This is a genomic window from Embleya sp. NBC_00888 (assembly GCF_045207655.1).
Taxonomy (GTDB): Bacteria; Actinomycetota; Actinomycetes; order Streptomycetales; family Streptomycetaceae; genus Embleya.
The window spans coordinates 3,638,221-3,660,560 of sequence record NZ_CP108785.1 but is presented as its reverse complement, the minus strand read 5'-3'; the positions used below and the strand labels follow the sequence as shown (position 1 = coordinate 3,660,560).

Genomic DNA, 22,340 nt, shown 5'->3' with positions numbered 1-22,340 from the left:
GTGCGTGAAGCCCGTCTGCCCCACCCCGGTCGACCCGTTCCCGGCCGGGTCAGCCCACAGAACGCGAGGTCACCCGTCATGAACGCCCCCGTCGTCACCGAAGCACACGACCGCTCGGATCCAACCCCGGCCCCTGCGCTGTTCGGTGTGGTCGGCTTCGAGCAACTGCCCGAGGCCGTGGCGCGGTTCCTCGCCGCGCCCGCGCGCACTCCGGTACCCGTGCCGGGCGTGGGACGCCCGGATCTGACGCACGCCGTCGACCTGGCCGCCCGCCTGTACGCCGGCGTCGAACTCCCGCGACCGCTGGACGTCGGCGTCCTGCTCGGCCCGCGGGACCTACCCGACGGCGTACCGGCGCTCGCCCGCCCGCTCGCCCGTACCTGGGTGGCCGAGGAGGAACTGGCGGACGCCGCCGAGTTCCGGCGTCGACACCCCGGGACGCTGCTGATGGTCGGCTGCTACGACCGGCTCAACCTGGATCCGGTCCGGGCGTTGCTGCTGACCACCTACCGTGACCGGGAGCCGGGACTGACCCTGCTGAGCGGACGCGACGCGGCCTCGGTGGCCTGGAACGTGGCCAAGCAGTACGCGACCGCGGCGACCGGCGTCGACGCGATCGGACTGTTCACCGACACCGACCGGCCGCCGCACCCGGACGGTGTCCGGGTCTTCGACGACCGCGACTTCGAACGCGTCGACATCCAGGCCGAGATCCTCGGCACGCGCTGGCGCCGGGTGGCGTTCCAGGGCCACGGCAAGGACGACAGCGTCAACCTCGGCGAGTTCACCATCTGCGGCCTGAACCCCGCCGCCCCCGCCCGCGCGGGACTGCTCGGCCCGCGCTGCGCGTACGGACTGCCCTGCTACAAGCCCGAGGACAAACTGGTCCCGCTCAACCGGGTGGAGGCCGTCGAGGTGGTGCTCAGCGCCTGCAACAGCGGCCCGCTCGCCGATCTCGCGCTGTACGACCCCAGGTACCAACTGCTGCTCAACGCCCTGGACGGCCCGGCCCGCACCGTCGTCTCCGCCGTCTCGGTGCACGATTCCGACCGGCCCGAGAACGTCGCGTGGATGCGCGCGGCCCTGTCCGGCGCGGACTCCGTGGACACCCTCAACGCCAGCCTCGCCGGGTCGCACCCCTACCCCGCGTTCATGCGCTTCGGCCTCCCGCAGGGCGACGCACCCGCGCCACGGCCCCCCGCCGAGCACCGCCCCGACCCGCTCGTACTGACCGTGGGACGACGCCTGACCACCCTGCTCACCTCGGAACTGCTGCCGCACAACCACGCGTTGCGCCCGAGGCTGGTCAAGCTCGCGCGCAAGGTGGACCTGTGGGTGTCCCGCCCGACCCATCTCGCCGACCAGTCGCCCGACGAGATCCGTTCCTCGCTCACGGCGGACCTGCAGTCGCTCGACCACGTGATCACCGAACAGGTCGCGGCGAACCCCGAGAACGAGATCATGAGTTACCCCGCGCACTTCGGCGACCGCAGTTCGCTGGACCCGCAGGTGCGCGAGGTGACCTGCCATTGCGGCCGTCCCGCCCAGGAGTTCATCCGGCGGGGCCTGCTCCCGCACGTGTCGGACACGATCTGCGCGGTCTGCATGCGCTGCGGCGACGTCACCTTCCGGGTCCCCGAGGCCCCTTCCCTGCTGGCCTACGCCTGCGACGAGGTCGAGCAGGGCGGCGTGCTGGAGGTGCGCGCCACCCTCACGGTCACCCGTACCGGACCCGTGCGGCTGGGGCTGTTCGTGCCCACCTACCTGCGCGAGGACACCACGGTGGAACCGGGCGTGGTCAAGATCCGGGCCGGGCACGACCGGCCTCGGGACGTGGCCTTCCGGGTGCGCTTCGCCGCCGACACCGCCCCACAGGCGTACTACTTCACCGTCTTCGCCGTCCAGGACCTCGCCGTCTCCACGGCCCGCCGGCACTTCGGCGTCGTGCCGCGCCGTAGCTGAGCCGAACCCGACCCCCACCCCGCCACAACAAAGGACGAATGTGATGGAAACCCGTTCCAAGCCCGAGATCGAACTCGTCGAGACCGATGGCGAAGTGACCCTGAACATCGGCGGCGAGCAGGCGATGCAGGCCTGGGAGCGCGATCTGATGTGGGCGAGCGCCGACATGTTGTGCGAGTACGGCCGGGACTTCTACGAAGTCGGCCTGGGCCTGGGGCTGTCCGCACTGCGGATCGCGGGCAACCCGGCCACCCGCAGCCACACCGTGCTCGAACTCTTCGGCGAGGTCGAGGACCTCTTCCGGAGCCGGTACCCTTCGCTGCCCGACAATCTCGCCATCGAGCGCGGCGACTTCTTCGAGCGGGTCTTCGAACTGCCCTCGGAGAGCCTCGACGGGATGTTCTTCGACCCGGCCCTGGACATGGACGTCTGGAAGAACGAGGCCCTGTGGGCCAAGACCATGCCGGAGGTCGTCCGGGCGTTGCGCCCCGGCGGGGTGTTCATCCCCTTCTTCAGCACCAAGCCGGAACTGCGTTGGCAGTACCTGCCGCACTTCCGGAGCATCCGGGTCGAGTCCCACCCGTACCGGGCGTACGACACCACCGAGTACACCTACGGCACGAGCGGCCAGGCCTACATCCAGTGTTTCCGCAAGACCTGACCACGAGCCGGTGCCGCCCGCCGGCCCGGCATCCGCGGCCGGCGGCGCGCGCCACCGCGTCGCACCTCGTCCCACGCCATCCCCACGGCCCCAATCCGGAGGCAGCCGTATGACCACCGCCCCCTCTACCGACTACCTGTGCGGCCTCGACGTGGCTTCGCTGTTCCTGGCCGGGCCCTTCATCCAACTCTTGGACCCGGCCACGGGGGAGATGCCCGAGCACGCACGGGCCCCCTTCGACATCCTGATCAAGCACTTCGAGGCGCGTGGGCTCGCCGTCCACAACGCGCACCGCCGCGAGGCGTGGGGTGCGGAGCTGATGCGACCGGACCAGTGCACCCGGCTGGACCAGGACGAGATCCGCAAGGCCGACGTCTTCGTCGCGCTCCCGGGCTTCCCCGCCTCGCCGGGCACCCACATCGAGGTGGGTTGGGCCAGCGCCTTCGACAAACCCATCGTGCTGATGCTGGAGCGGGGACGGGAGTACACGTTCCTGGTCCAGGGGCTGCACACGGTGGCCACCGTGGAGTACGTGGAGTACACGGACGTCGCGGAAGCCCTGCCCGAACTCGACCTGGCACTGCACCGGGCGGTGTCCCGCCACCGCGAGACGACCCGCACGGGCTGACCCGCGCCGCCCATACCGGCAGGCGGCCGGTCACGCCCGGCCGCCTGCCCCTCGAACGCCGCCGACCCGACGGGGATCATCCGATGAGAATCGCCACGGCCGTGCTCACCGCCGTCGCCGTGTTGCTCGGCGGGGTCGGCGCGAGCTCCGGAGCGGGCTCCGGCTCCGGCCCCGGCTCCGGCGTGGGCGTCGCGTCGGTGCGCGACGAGGCGCCGGCCGCGGACGCGGGGCGGATGCCTGCGGAGAGGGTGTGGATGCCTGCGGACCGGGTGCCGACGCCTGCGGACCGGGTGTCGACGCCTGCGGACCGGGTGCGCACACCCGCGGCGCCCTCGTACACGGTCGACCTCGCCGCCGACACCACGGGCCGTGTGTGGACCGGCCACGAGCGGGTGGGCTTCACCAACGCCTCGGCCGATCCGCTCCCCGAGGTGTACCTGCGGTTGTGGGACAACGCGCACGGCACGTGTGCGGCGCCGCCGATCACGGTCTCCGAGGTCACCGGCGGCACCCCGGTGGCCCTGTCCGTCGACTGCACGGCCCTGCGGGTCGTCCTGCCCAAGCCGCTCGGCCGCGGCGAGCGCACCTCGATCGCCTTCGATCTGCGGATCGAAGTCCCGGACCGCGTCGACCGGTTCGGCCACGACGGCGAGTACACCGTACTCGGCAACGCGTTGCCGCTGCTGGCGATTCGGGACGCCGCGGGCCCGCATCTGGACCCCTATACCGACCACGGCGAGTCCTTCTACTCCCTCGCTGCGGACTTCGACGTCACCCTCGACCATCCCGCGCGGCTCCGGGTGCCCGCCACCGGCGCCTCGGTCGAGTCCCCGGGCGCGCCCGGTCGTACGGTCACCACCGCGACCGCGCGCAAGGTGCGTGACTTCGCGTGGGCCGCGGGGCCGTTCACCGGCGTCTCCGGCACCTCCGCCGGCGGGGTCCGGATCAACGTCCACGCGGACGCCGGCATCGACCCGTCCGACGCCCGGGCCATGCTCGACGTCGCACTGACGAGCGTGAACGCCCACGCCGGGCGCTACGGTGCCTACCCGTACGGCGAACTGGACGTCGTCCTGGACGACGATCTGTGGTTCAGCGGCATGGAGTACCCGGGTTTCGTCCTGGACCGGGTCCGGTCCACGGCACTCGTCCACGAAATCGCGCACCAGTGGTGGTACGGGATCGTCGGCAACGACGAGTACAACGATCCCTGGCTCGACGAGTCGTTCTCCGAGTACGCCACCGACCTCGCCCTGGACAGGACCGGCGACAGCTGCCGAGACGGCTTCTCCTGGGCCGCGCCGACGGAACGGATCACCGGCTCGATGCGGTACTGGGACGATCATCCGTCCCGCTACGAGGCCGTCGTCTACGACTACGGCAAGTGCGCCCTGCACGAGCTTCGGCGACTGATCGGCGATGCCCCGATGGAGACGCTGCTGCGCCGCTATGCCGCGGACCACTGGTACGGGATCTCCACCACGGCCGAGTTCAAGCGCGCGGCCCAGGCGGCCACCACCCACGACCTGACGCCGTTCTGGACACGGCACCGCATCGACGGTTGAACGCGGCCCGCACGTCCGGCCCGGCACGAACCGGGTTCGTCAGTCGCGGTGTTCCGCTCCGGTCTCCAGGTTGCGGGTCATGCGTTCGAGGACGCTCACCGCGATCCGATAGTCCTCGTCGGTGATGCCGGCCGTCGACAACTGGCGGAAGGCGCCGACACGTTCGGTGACCTCCGCGAGCCGAGCGCGGCCTTCGTCGGTCAGGGCCAGCCGGCTCGGTGCCGGGCGGCAGACCCAGCCGTCGGCCAGGACCGTCTCGACCGCGGCAGTCAGGTCGGTGACGTCGGCGTTGGCGGCCAACACGGTGCGCACGTCGGTGTCGGTGGCCCGCGGGTTGCCCTGGACGACGTTGAGGACCTGCCACGCGAGGCGGGTGAGGCCGAACTCGGCCACCATCGAGTCCATGGCGGCGGTGATGGCCTTGTCGGTGCGGTTGAGCCAGTAACCGATGGGCTTCATGTCCTGCTCCCGAGTAAATCGGCGATGCCGGGGTCGAGCGGCGACGGGACGAACGGGCGTGCTGCGCGGACTCGTTCGATCAGCGGCCGGTGAAGGCGGCGGCGTTCTCGCGGGCCCACTGCTCGAACGTGCGGGCGGGGCGGCCGAGGAGGGACTCGGTGGTGTCGGCGATGGCCGCGGGGCTGTGGTCGGCGGCTTCCCACAGGTCGAGCAGCGAGGAGACCATCGGCACGGGCATGTGGTGGCCCATCTGCTGCTCGGCCTCGGCGCGGGTGATCCGCTCGACGGGGATCTCACGGCCGATGGTGCCCGCGAGGACGGCGAGTTGCTCGCGGAAGGAGAGCGATTCCGAGCCGGTCAGGGTGACTCGGCGGCCGGTGAGGGCGTCGCCGGTGAGCGCCTCCACGGCGATGTCGGCGATGTCCTCGGGGTGGATCGGGGCGATCCGCGCGTCCGGGTAGGCGAGTTGGATCGGCATCGCCTGGCCGATGAAGTACGCCCAGCCCAGCGCGTTGCTCGCGAAGGCGTCGGGGCGCAGGAACGTACAGGCGAGGTTCGAGTCGGCGAGCGCGCGCTCGACCCGGAGGCTGTGGCTCGCGAGCGGGTCGTTCTCGGCGTCCGGGCCCAGGACCGAGGACGAGGACAACAGGACGACGTGCTCGACGCCGGCCGTGCCGGCGGCCTTGATCAACTCGTCGATGCCGGCGGGCTCGGGATACAGAAAGACCCGGCGAACGCCGCGAAGCGCGGCTTCGAAGGTCTCGGGACGGTCGAGGGCGAGCTCGGCAACCTCGACGCCGGCCGGGACGGTCAGCTCGGCGGGGTTGGCACTGGCGGCGCGCAACGCGTGTCCGGCGGAGTGCAGGCGCTCGATGATCGCCTGACCGACCTTGCCGCGGGCGCCGGTGATGAGGATGGTCATGGAAAAAGCCCCGTTCGTTCGCTCTCGGATGATCCGCACGTCGTTTCGCTTGTGCCGACATATGCATGCTGTCATGCATACGTTTTCACGTCAACACATGTCTTCGGTTGGTCACGTATGTGTACGATGAGGACATGACGAAGCACGAGCCGCGCACAGCCGACGAGCTGCTCGACGCCGTGGGCCCGGCCTTCGGGAAGCTGCGGCGCTCCTCCCTCCTGGACGTCGAAAACCCGATCTCGCAAAAGGACTTGAGCCGCACCCTGGTACTCAACATCGTCCTGGAGGCCGAACAGGACGACGCCCGCGAGGTCACCGTCGGCGCGGTGGCCGACTACCTGAGCGTGGATCCGTCGGTGGCCAGCCGCATGGTGTCCGACTGCATCTCCGCCGGCTACCTGATCCGTGCCGCCTCCCAACAGGACGGCCGCCGCACGGTCCTCCACCTCAGCCCCGACGGCATCGACCTGATGAAACGCTTCCGCCGCCACCAACGCTCGGCCTACGAATACATCACCGCCGACTGGCCCGACCAGGAACGCCTCGACTTCGCCCGCCTCATGCTCAAATACGTAACCTCCCAAAACACCCTCCGCCACAACCCCCCAACCCCCAAGCCCCACACCTGATCCCACACCGAAGAGCGTGTGCGTCGGCGTGGTTGGGCTAGGGTCTCCCGGATGCCGGAAGCTTGGGGGAACGCATGCCGCGAATACCGTGGGACGACCCGATCGCACTTCCGGTGGGCGCCGCCGCCGACCGGTGGCTGACCGTACGGCCCGAGCGGACCGTTCTCGGCGTCATCCACAACGTCACCTCGGCGACCCGCCTGCTCGATCTTCTGCGGCTCTTCGAGGGCGACACCCGCATACAGACGGTCTTCACGTGCACGGGCTCCTCGGCCTTCGAACACGGGATTCCGGAATTCGTTCGCGACCACGGGCTCGTGTGTCTTCCGTGGGCTCAGGCAATCACCACGAAGTTCGACCTGGCCGTCACGACGAGTCGCGGCGGGGAGTTGTATCGGATCAATGCGCCGATCATCGGTACGACGCATGGAATGGGCTACAACAAGATCCTGCGGCGAGAAGCCGGAAGCAGCCCACGGCCGCGCGAAACCGCGAGGCCGGGAAGTTTCGGCCTGACGGCGGAGTGGCTCACGCACGACGGTGCGGTCGTACCGTCGGCCGTGGTCCTGTCCCACGACGAGCAATTGTCGCGGCTCGCCGAAGGTTGCCCGGAGGCATTGCCCTCGGCCGTTGTCGCGGGCGACCCCTGCCTGGACGAATTACGGGCCGGCCTGCCGTTTCGGAACGACTATCGGGCCGCCTGGGGGATACTTCCGGGCCAAAAGCTCGTGGTCGTCTCGTCCACCTGGAGCCGGGAATCGCAGCTCGGAAAGTCCCCAGACGTCCTGCGGCACGCGCTGGCGACGCTCCCACGCGACGAGTTCCGCGTGATGGCGGTGATCCATCCCAACGTCTGGTACGCCCACAGCCCCTGGCAGGTGCGTTCCTGGCTCGCTCCCCTGCAATCCGCCGGTTTGACGCTCGTGCGACCCGAGGGTGACGGCTGGAAGGCCGCACTGGTGGCGGCCGACGCGCTCATCGGCGATTACGGCTCGGTGACCTTCTACGGCGCCGCTCTCGGACTGCCGACCCTCCTGTCCGGAATTCCCGCCGACGGCACCCTGGCCGAAACCTCCCCCATCGCCCGGCTGCTCCCACTGCTGCCGCGCGTCGACGCGGAGCTACCCCTGCCGCGCCAACTCGACGCGGCCGAGCGCCGCCTGCGCACCGATCCGGCCGTCGCCGAGGTCACCGCCAACGCGACGTCCCTGCCCGGCGGATCCGCACGCACGCTGCGCACGTTGTTCTACGACCGACTGGGCCTGAACGAACCGGCGGAACCGGTGGTGGTGCGGCCCGTCGAGGTGCCCGACGCCCGCTCCGTGGTCGAGTCGCGGCGATCACCCGTGGCGCCCGCGTCGATGTCGGCCGTCACCGTCGAGGGGGATGTCGTGGCGTTGCGCCGCTACCCCGCGCACCTTGCCGGCGGAACCGACGCGCACCTGACCGACGCTCATCTCGTGGTCGACGAGGCGGAGCCCGACGACCGCCTCCGACAGCGGGCCGATGTCGTCGTGGGTCGGCCGCCGGCCTCCGCGGGACACCTCGCGAAACTGCTCCGCGCCCACCCGGGGTGCCGGGTCGCCGCGCTCCCGGACGGGGTGCGCGCGTGTGTCGTGGGCACGTCGTCCGGTTGGCACGCGACCGTGCGCTGGGAATCCGCCGACCCCAGGATGTCGGCCGCGGTCGTCGCCTCCGCCGTCTACGGCCGGTCCGCGGGCGGAGCCGATCCCACCACGCTCTCCGTACGTTTGGGCGACCTTGTCGTACCCCTCGACCTGACCGAAGGTGGCGGCCCGACCGAGGACTTCGGTCCGATCCGACAACGCTGATCGCGACGCGGGCCCCGGGTGTGGGGCGGTGTGGGTCGGGGTGGCTAGTCGGGTGGGGTGGGGGTGGGTGGGGTGGTGAAGGAGTGGTGTTCGTGGGTGATGGTCCAGTGGGTGTTCGGCTTGGTGAGGCCGAGGGTCAGGCGGAGGCGGCGGTCGGGGTGGTGTTGGAGGTCGGTGGGGTCGCCGCAGCGGAGTAGGGCGATCGCGAAGGCGACGTCCGTGCCGGCGGTGATCTCCAGCGACTCGATCTCGAAGACGGCGCCGGACGCCTGCCACTCGAAGAAGCCGGGCCAGGTTTCGCGGTACGCCTCGATGCCGCGCACGCCCTGCTCGGGGGGCGGGACGTCGAACATGACGATGTCGGCCGCGTGGTCGGCCAACACCGTGGGCAGGTCGCCGTCGTGCACGGCACCGGCCCAGCGTTCGATGAGATCGCGGATCTGCTGCTCGTCGGTCATGGGTGGGCTCCTCCTCGGCGGCGCTGTTACGGGTGGGACTCGCGGGACGGCGAGAACTCATCGCGGCGGCGCGAGCCCGGACCGAGGGGTGTTCGTGCGGCGCCGGGCGTCCCGGGAGCCCGGCGCCGCTTCCTCAGGGGTGTTCGACGCCGCGAGCCGGGTCGGCTCCGAGGGGGAGTCCCGGGCGTGCGGCGGAAAGTTCGCCGATCGCGTGCGTACAGCGTTCCGTCACGCCCATGCATCGCGGACAGAACATCTCCCGTCGGCGTCGGCCGTCGCCGTCGCCGTCGTGCCCGTGCGGCGGCGTGGCGCCGCCGCTCCGCTTCGTACCCGCACGACCCGTCGCCCGCCTGCCGGCACCCGGCGTGTTCCCGGTCGCTCTCGTCCCGCGCATGTGCACTCCTGTTCGATGAGGTGTATCGCCGTCGCCCTCACCAGATAAGCCGCCGGCGCCGTGCCGCGCACGCTCGGACCCGAGGCCGGCGCCCCCGAAAGCCCACCCGAACGGGGAAGAACCCGGTGCCGGCCTTGGGGCCGCTCGGGTGAACGCGCCCCTCGCCGGGATGACACCCGAATCCCGCCGCACGCGATGTCGCCGCAGGGGTTTCCCCTGACGCCGCGTCAATCCGGTCCGGGCACCGGGGCCGGGACCGGTCGAGTGCTCGCGGCGAGGGGATCGCGGGCGTTCATCGACCGGGCGAGGCCGACCGCGTCTCCTCGGCGACCCGGGCCGCGTCGTACGGGTCCATCGCGGCGCCTCGGGCGAAGGAGGCCGCGAAGCCCGCCGGCCCCAGCGTCGCCGTCGCGGTCGCCGTGATCCGGTCCACGTCGAGGCGCTCGGCGGGCGGCAACGGGGCGCCGACGCCGCGCCGCGCCGCGTCCGCCGCACCCAGCAACAGCGCCGCCCGCTCGGCCGCGGGAGCCGTACGCTCCAGCGCGGCCTCGCCCGCCAGGCCCTCCAAGGACAGCGCCACCGCGCGCGGTTCGCCCAGCGAGCGGGCGATGCGCAGGCCGTGCAGGTGCCGCTCCAGCGCGCCGGCCGGGTCCCCGCGCAGTTCGTCGACGAAGCCCAGTTCCGCCGCGATCAGGTGCCTTCCGGCCGTTGAGGACGCCTCGACGTCCCGCATGTGCAGCAGGTACGCCTCGGCCGCGTCGAGGTCGCCGGAGCGCCGAGCCCCCAGCGCCAGGCCCATCAACGCGTGCACCTCGCCGTACTTCCAACCCTGCTCGACCGCCGACCGCCTCGCCCGTTCGTGCAGATCGCGGGCGCGTTCCCAGGCGTGTTCGAGCAGCGCCAGCCGGCCCAGTCCGGACAGCCGGGCACTTACCTCGACGTCCAGGCCGAGCTCGCGGGCGAGCCGCAGGCCCTCGTGGTGGCGGCGCGTCGCCTCGGCGTGGTCGCCCCTGATCTCGGCGAGCGCGGCGAGCGGCTGCACGGTCTGCGCCTCCCCCCACCGATCACCGAGGGCCCGGAAGATCTCGGCGCCGCGCAGCCCGTCCGCCCCCACCGCGACGAGGTCGCCGCGGATCAGCGCGCACATCGCACGCAGCGCGAGTGCCGCCGCCGTACCCCACCGATCGCCGTCGGCGTCGAACCGGGCGAGCGCCCGGTCGTTGGCCGCCTCGGCGGCGGGCACATCGCCCGCGTTGAACAGCCCGTACGCGTACAACCACAACGCCGGCGCGGGCACTCCCGAGGCGGCGGTGTCCGGACCGGGGTCCGGCGAGCCGGTCGCCCGCCCGCCGGTCAACAGCGTGAACGCGTCGTGCAACACCCTCAGTTCGCGTGAGGCGGGCGCGGCGTCCAGGAGCCGGCCCAGGCAGCGGCGGGCCTCGATCGGCCGACCGCGCAGGAGCCACCACCACGTCGACGCCGCCGCGAGCCGCTCGGCCCGGTCCACGCCGATTCCGGCGTCGGCACCCGAGCGGCCGTCGGCGTCGATCGACGCGTGGTCCACCGCCGTGTCGATCGCCGCGTGCAGGTTGGCGGACTCGGCGTCCAGGCGGTCGAGCCACTCGCGCTGTCCGCCGTCGCGCAGCCGCGGTCGCGCCCGTTCGGCGAGGTCGAGGTAGTACGCCAGGTGTCGATCCCGGACGGCCTCGACGTCCTCGGTCTCGGCCAGCCGCTCCCTCGCGTAGGCGGCGACCGATTCCAACAGGCGATAGCGCGGGGGCGTGCCGCCGGTGCCGTCGACCACGACGACCAGGGATTTCTCGACCAGGCGGGTCAGCAGGTCGACGACCTCCTCCGAGGTCACGCCCTCGCCGGCGCACACCACCTCGGCGGCCTCCAGGGTGCAGCCGTCCCGGTGCGCGGCCAGCCGGCCCAGCACGACGCGTTCGCGGGCGCGGAGCAGGTCCCAACTCCAGTCGATCATCGCGCGCAGGGTCTGCTGCCGAGCCGGGGTGCCGCGTCGTTCCGAGGTCAACAGCCGAAAGCGGTCGTCCAGCCGGGCCGCCAACTGGGCCATGCCCAGGGCCCGCACGCGGGTGGCCGCCAGTTCCAGGGCGAGCGGGATGCCGTCGAGGCGCAGGCAGACCTCGGCCACCAGGGCCGAGATCTCGCCGGGCGCCGGCGCGACCGGGAAGCCCGGTGCCGACGCGGCGGCGCGTTCGGTGAACAGCCGCACGGCGTGATCGTGGCGCAGCGGCTCGACCTGGAACACGCTCTCGCCGGCCAGGGCCAGCGGCTCGCGACTGGTGGCCAGGATCCGCAGGCCGGGCGCGCCGGCCAGGAGTCGGTCGGCGAGTTCGGCGGCGGCCTCGACGACGTGTTCGCAGTTGTCCAGGACCACGAGGACGCGCCGGTCGCGCAGGGCCGCCACGAGCCGGTCCACCGTCGGGCGCCCGGCAGCGCCGGGCCCGTCGCCGCGCACGCCGAACACGTCACTGATCACCTGTGCGAGGTCGGCGGCCTCCCCGTCGCGCCCGGCGAGTTCGATCAGGCGCACGCCGTCGGGCACGAGCGCCCCGGCCTCCCGGGCGAATCGGCCCGCCGTCTCCACCGCGAGTCGGGTCTTGCCGACGCCGCCGGACCCGGTCAGGGTGACCAGGCGCGCGCGCTCCAGCAGCGGACCGAGGTCGGCCACGGCCTCCTCGCGCCCGATCAGCGGGGTCAGCGCGACGGGCAGGTGGGCCTCGGGCAGGTCGGCGGGCGTCCGCACGGTCGGCGAGGCGGGCAGCGCGGCAACGGACCCCGGCGGTGATTCGTCCTGGCGCAGGATCGCGCCGTGCAGGGCGACGAGATCGGGGCCGGGATCCAGTCCCAGCTCGTCGGCCAGCCGCTCGCGCAGGTCCGCGTACGAGGCCAGCGCCTCGCTCTGCCGCCCGGCGCGGTAGAGCGCTCGCAGGTACACCCCGCGCAGCCGTTCGCGCAGCGGGTGACGGGCGACCAGGTCCGCGAGTTCCGCGGCGAGCACCGCGTGCTCGCCGGTGGCCAGCCGGGCGCTCGCGTGCTCCTCGACGGCGACCAGGCGCAGTTCCTCCAGGCGCTGCGCGGTGGGGCGGGCGAACTCCTCGTCCGCGAAGTCGGCGTACGCCGGCCCGCGCCACAGTCCCAGGGCCCCGGCGAGCGTCGCGGCCCGCACGCGCGGATCGTTCTCGGTCCGTGCACGATCCACCAGGGCCGCGAAGCGATGCGCGTCCAGGTCGGCCCCGTCTGCGTCGGTCCGGTCCAGGAGCAGTCGGTAGCCGGGGGCCTGGTGCAGCACGCGGTCGCGGCCCAGCGTCCGGCGCAGCACGGAGATCCTGGTCTGGAGCGCGTTGCCGGGCTTGCCGGGCGGGTCGTCGCCCCACAGGTCGTCGACGAGCCGGTCGACGGAGACCGTACGCCCCTCGTGCGTCAGCAGGTCGGCCAGCAGCGCGCGAACCCCCGCCTCGGGGACCTTGATCGGTTCACCGTCGACACCCCACACCGCCAGTGGACCCAACACCCCGAACCGCATCGGGCCACCGTACACAGCGAATCCGCGCGGACTCCCGGGTGGCCCCTCAGCCCTCCCTCGTCCCGTCCCTCAGCGGACCCTCAGCGACTCCCCAGCCCACCGGAGCACAGTGATGTTCGTCGCCGCAGGGCGCACCGAAACAAGCCGAACGAGCCGAACGAGCCGAACGAACCAAGCAACCGAAACGAACCCGGCGAAGCCCGATGGGCTCCACCCGAGCCCCGATCCCAGGAGTCACCGCCATGGACAACGCACTCTACGACTACAGCCCCATCGTCGACCGCGAGCCGATCCACTGGCCGAACGGCGCCCGCGTCGCCTTCTATGTGGGCCTGAACGTCGAGCACTTCCTCGTCGGCACCCCGTCGACGAGCATCAATCAGGCGACCGCGGGCCTGCTGCCGGACCCGCTGAACCACGGCTGGCGCGACTACGGACCGCGCGTGGGCATCTGGCGGATGATCGAGGCGTTCGATCGCTACGGGATCCGGCCCAGCGTGTTGCTCAACTCCGACGTCGTCGACCACTACCCGCAGATCATCGAGGCGGGGTTGGCCCGGGACTGGGCCTGGTTGGCGCACGGGCGCAACAACTCGACCCTGCAGGCCGACGTGGCCGACGACGAGCGCGCCTACCTGAAGCACGTCGTGGAGACGATCGAGAAGGCGACCGGCAGGCGCCCGCGCGGGTGGCTGGGTCCCGCGCTCAGCGAGACCTTCCGCACGCCGTCGCTGCTGGCCGAACTCGGCCTGGAGTACACGCTGGACTGGACCGCCGACGACCAGCCGTTCCGGCTGAACGTGCCCGGGATGCTGAGCGTGCCCTACACGCTCGAACTCAACGACCTGGGCCTGTTCACGGCGCACGCGCTCAGCGGGCCGGACTTCGTGCAGGTGGTCAAGGACCAGGTGGACCAGTTGCACGCCGATGCGGCCGACGGCGGCCGGGTCATGTCGCTGGCCCTGCACCCGTTCGTCTCCGGTCAGGCGTTCCGGCGCAAGTATCTGGACCAGGCGCTGGAGTACGTGGTGAACCACCCCGGGGTGTGGGTCACCACGAGCGACGAGATCGCCGAGCACTACACCACTACCTGATTGGGCGACTTCGTCGCCGGCTCGCGAGGCGCCGGGGTTGGGGGCGCTGACGGGCCGGGGGTGGGGCGAGGGGGGTCGTCTGGGGCGGGTGCGTCCGGGGCGGGGCGGCGGCGGGTTGGGTTGGTCGGAGTCGTGGGTGCGGCGTTGCTGTTTGTTGGGCGACTTCGTCGCCGGCTCGCGAGGCACCGCTTTTTCTTTCCCCCGCTTCGCTCCTCCAAGAAAAAGCGGCGCCTCGCTCGGGACGGCGTGTCCCTCCGCTTCGCTCCGGGTCACACCGTCCACGCTTGCGGCTCCGCCGCTCTCCGCGCTTCGCGCGTCGATCACTGGGGTGGGCGGGGGGCGGGGGCGCTGACGCGCCGAGGGAGGCGGGGGTGTCGTCGTGCGGCGTGCGGGCGGCTGGGCCCTGTCCGGCGGATCTTGGTGGATCGGGCCGCGTCGTCCGGTGCCGTGCATCGGCGTGGCGGAGACGCAGCCGCGTAGTGGTTCCATTCGGCTGTTTCTCCGGTGTGGCGAGGTGCGGTGCCAGGCGGCGCAGATCCACCGAGATCCGGCGGACAGGGCCTAGGCTGCCTTCGTCGCGCGCAGCGAGTAGATCAGCGGGACACGCGGCTGGCCGGCGGGGAAACGGTAGCGACCGTCGTCGTGTTCCAGGATCGGGAAGCGGGCGAACAGCGAGTAGTCGTGCTCGTGCAGGAACTCCAGGCGCAGTCCGGCGGCGATCAGGGCGCTGACCACGTCGCCGATGCCGTGTTGCCACTCGACCGTCACGTTCGCGGAGGTCTCCGTGTCCGCGTCGGTGTAGGTGCCCGGCTCGTCCCAGACGGTCGGCTCGCGATGGAAGTAGTCCAGTTCGACGGTGCGGCCGTCTTCGGCCAGGACGTCGGTGAACGGGTGGAACTCGGCCAGGTAGAGGAAGCCGCCCGGCGCGACGAGCGCCGCCGCCGTACGGGCCCAGCGGTCGATGTCCGGGAGCCAGCACAGCGCGCCCAGGCCGGTGTAGACGATGTCGAAGGTCGCCCCGTCGAGCGCGGCCTCGGCGTCGTAGACGTCGGAGGTGACGAATCGGGCCGTGCTCGCGCCGATCCGCGCGGCGATGGCGCCGGCCTCGGCCACGGCCGGTTCGGAGAAGTCCAGGCCGGTGACGGTTGCTCCGCGCCGGGCCCAGGAGAGCGTGTCCAGGCCGATGTGGCACTGGAGGTGGACCAGCGTACGGCCGTCGACGTCGCCCACCTCGGCGAGTTCGAAGTCCCGGAGCGCGTCCTTGCCCGCGACGAAGCCGGGAACGTCGTAGAAGCGGCTGGCGCTGTGGATCGGGACCCGCTCGTCCCAATTGGCCCGATTGACGTCCCGCCAGTCGGCCGCGGCCTCGATCTTCGTCATGACCGACCACGCTAGCCGGCCCCGGCCGCACGGCTCAACCGATATAGGGCGGGCCGGCCCGCGCGCACCGCCGCGCTCATCCCACCGCCGCGCCGCGCCGCGCGTGCGGGATCACCATGGGGGTGCCGGTGATCGGGTCGGGCGCGATGTCGCACGCCAGGCCGAAGACGTCGTGGACGCGGGCGGCGGTCAGCACCTCGCCCGGCGCGCCCTCGGCGACGACTCGGCCGGCCTTCATCACCACCAGGTGGGAGGCGAAGCGGGCGGCCTGGTTGAGGTCGTGCAGCACCGCGACGATCGTGCGGCCCTCGGCGTTCAACTCGGCGCACAGTTCCAGGAGCTCGTACTGGTGGGCGATGTCGAGGAACGTGGTCGGCTCGTCCAGCAGGACGATCGGGGTCTCCTGGGCGAGGACCATCGCGATCCAGGCCCGCCGGGCCTGCCCGCCGGACAGGTCGCCCGCCGGGGTGTCCGCGAGGTCGACCAGGCCGGTCCGCTCCAGCGCGAAGGCGATCGCGCGGTCGTCGTCGGGCGACCACTGGCGCAGCAGGGTGTGGTGCGGGTGCCGGCCGCGCCGCACCAGGCCGCGCACGCTGATGCCCTCGGGCGCGATCGGGCTCTGCGGCAGCAGCGCGACCCGGCGGGCGAACTCGCGTCCGCGGTGCGCGTGTACGTCCCTCCCGTCGAGGGTGATCGTGCCGCGCACGGGCTTGAGCACCCGGGCGAACGACTTGAGCAGGGTGGATTTGCCGCACCCGTTGGGACCGACGATGACGGTGAGGCCGCCGTGCGGGAGGTCGAGGTCGACGCCTTCGACAACCGGCTCGCGGCCGTACGACAGGGTCACGTCGCGGGCGCTCAGCCCGGCCGGTGCGGGCGCCGGTTGGTCGTTCACAGTCGTCCACTCCTCCATTCGCGGGTCAGCAGGAATCCGAGGTAGGCCCCGCCGAAGGCGAGGGTGTAGATGCCCACCGGCAGCGGCTCGACCCAGGGCAGTTGTTGCGCGGCGAGGTCGGCCACGGTCAGCAGCAGCGCGCCCGTCAGCGTGGACAACACCAGGTGCGGGCCGGTGCCGCGGGTGAGCCGGCGGGCGATCTGCGGCGCGGTCAGCGCGATGAACGCGATCGGACCGGCCACGGTGACCGCGCCCGCGGACAACACGACGGCCAGTACGACGGCCAGGCTGCGGGCCCGGCCGGGGTTGCCGCCGAGCGCGCGGGCCACCTCGTCGCCCATCTCGCCCAGGTCCAGATGCCGGGACAGGGCCACCGCCGGGCCGGCGACCACGAGCAGGACCAGCCCGATGGTGGTCGCGTCGTCCCAGGACCGGGCCGCGACGCTGCCGTTGACGTACGCGCTCAGCGCGCTCGCCTTGTCGCGTTCGACGACATAGACGACGTATTGGGTCAGCGCCGTGCCGATCGCGGCGACGCCGATCCCGGCGACGACCAGGCGTCCGGGATCGCGGAATCCGGTACCGGTGGCCAGGTACACGATGGCCATCGCGCCGATCGCGCCGAGCAGGGCGCCGATCCACACCGGGGTGTCGCCGGGCACCACGAGCGCGAAGATCGCCGCGCCCGCGCCCGCGCCGCTGCTGAGCCCGATCACGTCCGGGCCGGCCAACGGGTTGCGGGTGGCCGTCTGGAAGAGGGCGCCGGAGAGGCCGAACGCGGCACCCGCGCCCAGGCACACCACCAGGCGCGGCCCGCGCAGCCGGTTGAGCACGAACTTCTCCTTGCCCTCCGCGCCGCCGAACACCGCGGGCAGCAGGTCGCCCGGGGCGATGCCGAGCCGGCCCATGGTCAGCGTGGCGAACGCGGCCGCGACGGTCAGCGCGAGCATCACGATCGCCACGAGCACCGTCGCCCCGCGCACGGGCAGCGCGATCGTGTTCCCGATCCGCAGGTAGCCGCGTGGGCGTCGGGTCCGCGGTGTGGTGCTCATGTGCTCACCCGCATCCGGCGCACCGCGAACAGCAGGGCGGGCGCGCCCACGAACGCGGTGACGACGCCCACCATCAACTCCTGGGGGCGCAGCAGGATCCGGCCCACCACGTCGGCGGCCAGCAGCAGGGTCGGACCGAGCAGCGCCGCGAAGCCGATCTGCACGCGGAAGTCGCCGCCCACGAGGGCGCGGGCGATGTGCGGGACGCCCAGGCCGACGAAGGCGATCGGCCCCACGGCGGCGGTCGCGGCGGCGCTGGTGACGGTGGCGGTCACCAGGCCGGCCGCGCGCAGCACGGCGGGATCGGCGCCCAACGAGGTGGCCGATTCCTCGCCCAGGGCGAGCGCGTTCAGGCCTGGCCCGAGCAACAGCGCGACACACACGCCGAGTACGCCGAACGGCAACATCGACCAGAAGACGTCCCAGCCGCGCCCACCCAGCGCGCCCACGACCCAGTAGCGATAGCTGTCGAAGACCTTGGGCTTGCCGAGCGTGACCGCCTGGATGTACGCGCCGAGCACGGCGGACAGGACCGCGCCGGCCAGCACGAGCCGCACCGGGCCGCCGCCCGCGCCCAGGACGTGCACGAACACGCCGACGAGCAGCGCCCCGGGCAGGGCCCACCACAGGGCCGCCCAGGAGCCCGTGGCACCGGCGAACGCGGTGCCGGTGACGATGCCGGCCGCGGCCCCGGCGTTGATGCCCAGCAGGCCGGGGTCGGCCAGCGGGTTGCGGGTGACGCCCTGCATGAGGGTGCCGGCCACGGCCAGACACATGCCGGCCAGCACGCCGAGCGCGGTGCGCGGGTAGCGGCTCTCCACCACGGTGGTCAGGTACGGGTCGCCGTGCCCGGTCAGAACGTCCACGACGTCGCCGAACGACGTCGTCCTGCTGCCGAACATCACGCTCGCGAAGAGCGCGACGACCAGCAGCACGAGGCATCCGGCGAAGAGAGCGGCGATGCGACCGGCGGGACCGGTGCGCGAGGCACCGGTCCCGGTTCCGGCCGGACGCACGCGCGTGTCGGCGGTCATCCGAATCGTTTCTCGGCCGCGGCTACTTGCCGGCCTTGGCGACCGCCGCGTCGATCTGCGGCAGATAGCGCTCGATGCTCCACGGCACGGTCAGCGGGTTGATCATCGACGACGCGGTCACGAACGGGTTGTCGTTGCTCGCGACCACAGCGCCGCGCTTGACCGCGGGTATCGAGGCGTACAGCGGCTGGGCCTCGATCTCCTGGCGGGTCTTGGCGTCGGTGTAGAAGGTGAAAACCACGTCGCCGGCGGCCAGCTTGTCGGCGTTCTCCAGGCCGATGAGCGCCGAGTCGGTGCCGTCGGTCTCCGGGAAGGTGTTCACGATCGGGTCGACCTTGAGGCCGAGCGAGGACACCACGGACACGCGCTGCTCCTCGGGCTTGAAGACGCCGAGGGTGCCGGGGCCGGTCGTGTAGATGTAGGAGAACGTGACGTTCTTGTAGTTGGGCCGGGTGGCCGCCGCGTCGGCGAGCTGCTGCTTGATCTTGCCGGTCAGCTCCCGGGCCTTGTCGGGCTGACCGAGGGCCTTGCTGACGATGTCGATCTGCTGGTCCCAGTTGGTGCTCCACGCCTTGTCCGGGTAGGCGACCGTGGGCGCGATGTCCTTCAGCAGGTCGTACTGCTTCTGCGTGATGCCCGACCAGGGGGCGAGGATGACGTCCGGGTCGAGCGCGGCGATCGCCTCGATGTCGAGTTCCTCGCCGCCCTTGAACTGCTTGGGCAGCTTGCCGCCGGCCTTGGTGACCGCGTCGTGCACCCACGGCAGATAGCCGGACTTGTCGCTGCCCCACTCGTAGCTCTCGATGCCCACCGGCACCTGGCCCAGGGCGATGGCGGTCTCGGTCGATCCCTGACCCAGGGTCACGATGCGCTCGGGCTTCTTGGTGATCTTCGCCTCGCCGAGCGCGCTCTTGATGGTCACCGGGAAGGCCGACGCGGCCGGCGCGCCCGAGCCGGCGGGTGCCGGGGTCGCGACGCCATCGGTGCCGGCCGACTTCTTGTCGTCGTCCTTCGAGCCGCAGGCGCCCAGCGCGAGGGCGAGTACGGCGGCGGCGACCGGCACCGCGAATCGGCGGCGGATCATGCCCTTGGGCAGCGGGGACATCGATGACCTCTTTCTTGCCAACCGAACAGTCGGCTATCGGTCCACTACAGTGAGTAGCCGAACATGGGCGGTGTTTTACAGCCCGAGAATGTCGCGCTTGTTAGGCCAGCCTAAGCTAAATGCCCATCGCGCCTCAATCGGCCCCTCCGCGGACACATCGACCGCGCGCGGGAGCGGGCCGGCGATCACCGTGTGTCACCGACGCGCGAGGCGTCACACGACCCGGCTGCCCGCGCCGGCGGGTCCCGCGCCGGTGGTCGTCCCGGGTGCGGGCGCGGGGCTCGGTGTCTCCCGGCGGAAGTGGCTGGGGCGGCCCTCCCGGTGGACCAGGACGCCCGATCGTGCCGCGTCGGCGTGGTGGAGCAGGTGCGGGCGGCCGTCGGGGTGGTGCAGGACGGTGGCGTGCCAGGGAGTGGCCCACACGTCGGGGGCGTCCAGGAGGCGGATGCCGAACTTCTCCGCGCCGCGTCGCTGCGGGTGGATGGACAGCCGCAGCGCGTGCGGGTGGTGCTCGGCGACCAGGTCGCTCCAGGCGCGGCTGCGTTGGATGACGCCGTACGCGCGGGCGCGGCAGTCGCGTTGCAGCGCGGATCGGCTGCCGGGGAAGTCGACGGCGTCCTCGAAGAGGAACCGGGTGATGCCCCGGTACAGGCGCAGGGTGTCCTCGTCGGCACGCACCTGGGCCCGCAGTTGCGCGATCGTGGGCGCGTGGCGCGTGTGCAGCCAGGCGCGCTTGTCGTCGTGCGAGTCCTCGCCGCGCACGTCGCGCAGGTCGAAGACGCTCAGGTGGTGCAGGTCCTCGCGGGCGATGATCGCGCGCAGTTCGTCGGCATAGGCGTCGATGTGCCCGTCGGGTACGTGGATCAGGTCGGCGAAGACGTGGCCGTCGGAGCAGATCACCATCCGCGCACCGGGCGGGTGTACGGCGGCGATCGCCGCGCACAGGCGGTGCAGGAAGGCCAGGCTCAGGCGTTCGCCCTCGTCGGGCAACGTGCCCAGGACCTTGGCGGGGTTGGGCGACTTGCACGGGAAGCCGGGCAGGGTGAACACGACGGGTTCGTCGCACCCGACGAAGCGGGCGAGTCGGGCGAGTTGGATGGGGAAGTCCGCGACCGATTCGCCCACCGTCCCGCCCGCGTCCGCGGCGCCGGCGCCGGTCTCGGTGCGGTGTTCCTCCTCCGTCGCGCGGCGGTGCGGCAGCAGGAGGTTCAGGATCGCGGCACAGGTCGCGGACGTGTTCGCGCGGTCCGCGGGATCGTGGGGGTGGGTGGCGTGCATGGGTCGGCTTCTCCACGGGGGCAGGGCGGCAGGACGCCTCGGCGCGGGCGGCGGGCGGTGTGGGGACGGCGGCGTGGGCGGGTCGACCCGGGCGGCGCGTGGCGCGTTCGGGTCCTCGGGTCAGACGCGTTCGGTGTACGTGACCGGGAGGGAGTCGACACCGCGGGCGAGGACGGCGGGAATCCACGCGATGTCCTCGACCGGTACCGCCGGCGCCAGGTCGGGCAGGCGCGCGAGGAGGGTGCCGAGGGCGACCTGGAGTTCGACCCGGGCCAGGGCGGCGGCCGGGCAGAAGTGGATGCCGTGCCCGAACGCCAGATGCGGGTTGGGGCTGCGGTCGAAGTCGAGGGTGTCGGCGTCCGGGAAACGCGCGGGATCGCGGTTGGCCGCGCACAGCGACACGATCACCGAGTCGCCGGCGGGCACCGTCGTGCCGTGCAGGTCGTCGTCCGCGCCGAGGAAGCGCCACGTGGTGAGCTCGAACGCGCTGTCGTACCGCAGCAGTTCCTCGACCGCGGCGGGGAGCAGAGTGGGGTCCTCGCGGAGCCGGGCCAGGTGCCGGGGGTGGCGCAGCAGGGTCATCAGCGCGGTGCTGATCTGATTGGTGACCGGTTCCTGTCCGGCGACCAGGAGTTGGAAGACCATCGAGTCCAGCTCGTGGTCGGTGAGCTCGCCGGCTGTGTGCGCGGCGACCAGCCGCGCGAGCAGCCCGTCGTCCGGGTTCGCGCGCCGGTCGGCGACCACGTCGGCGATGTAGGCCTGGAGCGCGCGCAACCGGCCCTCGTAGGCGGCGCGTCCGGGGTCCTTGGGACCCACCGGCTGGACCACCTTGCACCACTCGCGACGAAATCCGGCGGCCGACTCGGCCGGGAGACCGATGACTTCGGCCAGCACCAGGAACGGGAAGCGGGCGGCGAAGCACGCGACGACGTCCGCGCCCCGGTCCGCGGGCATGGCGTCGACCAGGGTGTCGGCCAGCTCTTGGATGCGCGGTCGCAGCGCGTCGATCCGACGCGGCGCGAACGCGTTGGTGACCAGGCGCCGCATCACGGTGTGCTTGGGCGGATCCTGATGCAGCAAGTGCACCTGCAATTGGGCGTGTTGCGGCTCCGGCATGATCGAGGCCAGCGCCCGCCACCGGTCGTTGCCCAGGTCGTGGTTCTTGCCCAGGCGCGGGTCGTTGAGCGTCGCGTGCGCCGCGTCGTATCCGGTGACCAGCCAGGCCCCGACCCCGCTCGAAAACCGCACCCGGTGAACGGGGCCGGCGTCGCGGAGCTTGGTGTACAGGGGGTAGGGGTCACGCTTGTACTCGGGGCCGTACAGGTCCACGGGGTCCACGGGGTCCACGGGTTCGAGGCGGTTCGCGCCGGATTCGGCCTGGGTCACGGGTGTTCGCCTTCCTGACGAGGTCGTGGGGCGGGTCGGGTGCGCGGCGGGTGTGC

The 22,340-nt window shown here is 72.1% G+C and carries 17 protein-coding genes and 1 pseudogene; 7 read left to right on the top strand and 11 right to left on the bottom strand.

What is annotated here, in order from left to right; all coding sequences use genetic code 11:
* The first annotated feature begins 78 nt into the window (after positions 1–78).
* The 4 genes from OG948_RS50320 (at position 79) to OG948_RS50305 (ending at position 4,816) form a co-directional block, all read left to right on the top strand.
* Entirely contained in the window at positions 79–1,962 is a 1,884-nt protein-coding gene (locus OG948_RS50320) for a hypothetical protein (protein ID WP_331771770.1), read from the top strand.
* A 43-nt stretch (positions 1,963–2,005) separates the two neighbouring features.
* A complete protein-coding gene (locus OG948_RS50315) occupies positions 2,006–2,623 on the top strand; it encodes a class I SAM-dependent methyltransferase (protein ID WP_331771769.1) in 618 nt (205 codons plus the stop codon).
* Between the two features lie 109 nt (positions 2,624–2,732).
* Positions 2,733–3,251, top strand: a complete 519-nt coding sequence (locus OG948_RS50310; protein WP_331771768.1) for a nucleoside 2-deoxyribosyltransferase — start codon at positions 2,733–2,735, stop codon at positions 3,249–3,251.
* A gap of 83 nt (positions 3,252–3,334) precedes the next feature.
* On the top strand, positions 3,335–4,816 hold the full coding sequence (locus OG948_RS50305; protein WP_331771767.1) for a M1 family metallopeptidase: 1,482 nt from the start codon (positions 3,335–3,337) through the stop codon (positions 4,814–4,816).
* A gap of 39 nt (positions 4,817–4,855) precedes the next feature.
* On the opposite strand, the gene OG948_RS50300 is transcribed toward OG948_RS50305, so the two are convergent.
* Complete coding sequence (locus OG948_RS50300; RefSeq protein WP_331771766.1) at positions 4,856–5,275, bottom strand: MarR family winged helix-turn-helix transcriptional regulator; 420 nt, start codon at positions 5,273–5,275, stop codon at positions 4,856–4,858.
* Between the two features lie 79 nt (positions 5,276–5,354).
* Positions 5,355–6,197, bottom strand: coding sequence for an NAD(P)H-binding protein (locus OG948_RS50295; RefSeq protein ID WP_331771765.1), 843 nt, complete (start codon positions 6,195–6,197; stop codon positions 5,355–5,357).
* A 134-nt stretch (positions 6,198–6,331) separates the two neighbouring features.
* Here OG948_RS50295 and OG948_RS50290 point away from each other — a divergent pair, with 134 nt between their 5' ends.
* Positions 6,332–6,826: a MarR family winged helix-turn-helix transcriptional regulator gene (locus OG948_RS50290; RefSeq protein ID WP_331771764.1), complete on the top strand. Its 495-nt coding sequence runs from the start codon at positions 6,332–6,334 to the stop codon at positions 6,824–6,826.
* 74 nt (positions 6,827–6,900) lie between these two features.
* The gene (locus tag OG948_RS50285; RefSeq protein ID WP_331771763.1) at positions 6,901–8,658 is read left to right on the top strand and encodes a hypothetical protein; all 1,758 of its coding nucleotides are present in this window, start codon (positions 6,901–6,903) and stop codon (positions 8,656–8,658) included.
* 53 nt (positions 8,659–8,711) lie between these two features.
* Here OG948_RS50285 and OG948_RS50280 read toward each other — a convergent pair.
* Both OG948_RS50280 and OG948_RS50275 read right to left on the bottom strand, forming a co-directional pair.
* Positions 8,712–9,116 (bottom strand): annotated as a pseudogene (locus tag OG948_RS50280) (YybH family protein); the annotation flags it as partial.
* A gap of 686 nt (positions 9,117–9,802) precedes the next feature.
* Positions 9,803–13,060: a BTAD domain-containing putative transcriptional regulator gene (locus OG948_RS50275; protein ID WP_331771762.1), complete on the bottom strand. Its 3,258-nt coding sequence runs from the start codon at positions 13,058–13,060 to the stop codon at positions 9,803–9,805.
* A gap of 242 nt (positions 13,061–13,302) precedes the next feature.
* Here OG948_RS50275 and OG948_RS50270 point away from each other — a divergent pair, with 242 nt between their 5' ends.
* Complete coding sequence (locus OG948_RS50270) at positions 13,303–14,154, top strand: polysaccharide deacetylase family protein (protein ID WP_331771761.1); 852 nt, start codon at positions 13,303–13,305, stop codon at positions 14,152–14,154.
* A gap of 561 nt (positions 14,155–14,715) precedes the next feature.
* Here OG948_RS50270 and OG948_RS50265 read toward each other — a convergent pair.
* The 7 genes from OG948_RS50265 to OG948_RS50235 form a co-directional block, all read right to left on the bottom strand.
* Positions 14,716–15,534, bottom strand: coding sequence for a class I SAM-dependent methyltransferase (locus OG948_RS50265; RefSeq protein ID WP_331771760.1), 819 nt, complete (start codon positions 15,532–15,534; stop codon positions 14,716–14,718).
* Positions 15,535–15,610: 76 nt separating this feature from the next.
* A complete protein-coding gene (locus OG948_RS50260) occupies positions 15,611–16,447 on the bottom strand; it encodes an ABC transporter ATP-binding protein (protein ID WP_406300699.1) in 837 nt (278 codons plus the stop codon).
* Positions 16,426–17,481 carry an iron chelate uptake ABC transporter family permease subunit gene (locus tag OG948_RS50255; RefSeq protein WP_331771758.1) on the bottom strand — a complete coding sequence of 352 codons (1,056 nt, stop codon included), beginning with the start codon at positions 17,479–17,481 and terminating at the stop codon, positions 16,426–16,428. The genes OG948_RS50260 and OG948_RS50255 overlap by 22 nt, the downstream gene beginning before the upstream one ends.
* Positions 17,478–18,515: an iron ABC transporter permease gene (locus tag OG948_RS50250; protein WP_331771757.1), complete on the bottom strand. Its 1,038-nt coding sequence runs from the start codon at positions 18,513–18,515 to the stop codon at positions 17,478–17,480. Before OG948_RS50250 ends, OG948_RS50255 begins: the two co-directional genes overlap by 4 nt.
* A gap of 22 nt (positions 18,516–18,537) precedes the next feature.
* On the bottom strand, positions 18,538–19,620 hold the full coding sequence (locus OG948_RS50245; RefSeq protein ID WP_331771756.1) for an iron-siderophore ABC transporter substrate-binding protein: 1,083 nt from the start codon (positions 19,618–19,620) through the stop codon (positions 18,538–18,540).
* 213 nt (positions 19,621–19,833) lie between these two features.
* Positions 19,834–20,898, bottom strand: a complete 1,065-nt coding sequence (locus tag OG948_RS50240; RefSeq protein ID WP_331771755.1) for an isocyanide synthase family protein — start codon at positions 20,896–20,898, stop codon at positions 19,834–19,836.
* A 120-nt stretch (positions 20,899–21,018) separates the two neighbouring features.
* The gene (locus OG948_RS50235) at positions 21,019–22,284 is read right to left on the bottom strand and encodes a cytochrome P450 (RefSeq protein WP_331771754.1); all 1,266 of its coding nucleotides are present in this window, start codon (positions 22,282–22,284) and stop codon (positions 21,019–21,021) included.
* Between the last annotated feature and the right edge of the window lie 56 nt (positions 22,285–22,340).

What these genes read in the sequence shown, in the direction of transcription:
- OG948_RS50320 (WP_331771770.1), top strand. Translation starts at nt 79, where the DNA reads ATGAACGCCCCCGTCGTCACCGAAGCACACGACCGCTCGGATCCAACC.
- OG948_RS50315 (WP_331771769.1), top strand. Translation starts at nt 2,006, where the DNA reads ATGGAAACCCGTTCCAAGCCCGAGATCGAACTCGTCGAGACCGATGGC.
- OG948_RS50310 (WP_331771768.1), top strand. Translation starts at nt 2,733, where the DNA reads ATGACCACCGCCCCCTCTACCGACTACCTGTGCGGCCTCGACGTGGCT.
- OG948_RS50305 (WP_331771767.1), top strand. Translation starts at nt 3,335, where the DNA reads ATGAGAATCGCCACGGCCGTGCTCACCGCCGTCGCCGTGTTGCTCGGC.
- OG948_RS50300 (WP_331771766.1), bottom strand. Translation starts at nt 5,275, where the DNA reads ATGAAGCCCATCGGTTACTGGCTCAACCGCACCGACAAGGCCATCACC.
- OG948_RS50295 (WP_331771765.1), bottom strand. Translation starts at nt 6,197, where the DNA reads ATGACCATCCTCATCACCGGCGCCCGCGGCAAGGTCGGTCAGGCGATC.
- OG948_RS50290 (WP_331771764.1), top strand. Translation starts at nt 6,332, where the DNA reads ATGACGAAGCACGAGCCGCGCACAGCCGACGAGCTGCTCGACGCCGTG.
- OG948_RS50285 (WP_331771763.1), top strand. Translation starts at nt 6,901, where the DNA reads ATGCCGCGAATACCGTGGGACGACCCGATCGCACTTCCGGTGGGCGCC.
- OG948_RS50275 (WP_331771762.1), bottom strand. Translation starts at nt 13,060, where the DNA reads ATGCGGTTCGGGGTGTTGGGTCCACTGGCGGTGTGGGGTGTCGACGGT.
- OG948_RS50270 (WP_331771761.1), top strand. Translation starts at nt 13,303, where the DNA reads ATGGACAACGCACTCTACGACTACAGCCCCATCGTCGACCGCGAGCCG.
- OG948_RS50265 (WP_331771760.1), bottom strand. Translation starts at nt 15,534, where the DNA reads ATGACGAAGATCGAGGCCGCGGCCGACTGGCGGGACGTCAATCGGGCC.
- OG948_RS50260 (WP_406300699.1), bottom strand. Translation starts at nt 16,447, where the DNA reads ATGGAGGAGTGGACGACTGTGAACGACCAACCGGCGCCCGCACCGGCC.
- OG948_RS50255 (WP_331771758.1), bottom strand. Translation starts at nt 17,481, where the DNA reads ATGAGCACCACACCGCGGACCCGACGCCCACGCGGCTACCTGCGGATC.
- OG948_RS50250 (WP_331771757.1), bottom strand. Translation starts at nt 18,515, where the DNA reads ATGACCGCCGACACGCGCGTGCGTCCGGCCGGAACCGGGACCGGTGCC.
- OG948_RS50245 (WP_331771756.1), bottom strand. Translation starts at nt 19,620, where the DNA reads ATGTCCCCGCTGCCCAAGGGCATGATCCGCCGCCGATTCGCGGTGCCG.
- OG948_RS50240 (WP_331771755.1), bottom strand. Translation starts at nt 20,898, where the DNA reads ATGCACGCCACCCACCCCCACGATCCCGCGGACCGCGCGAACACGTCC.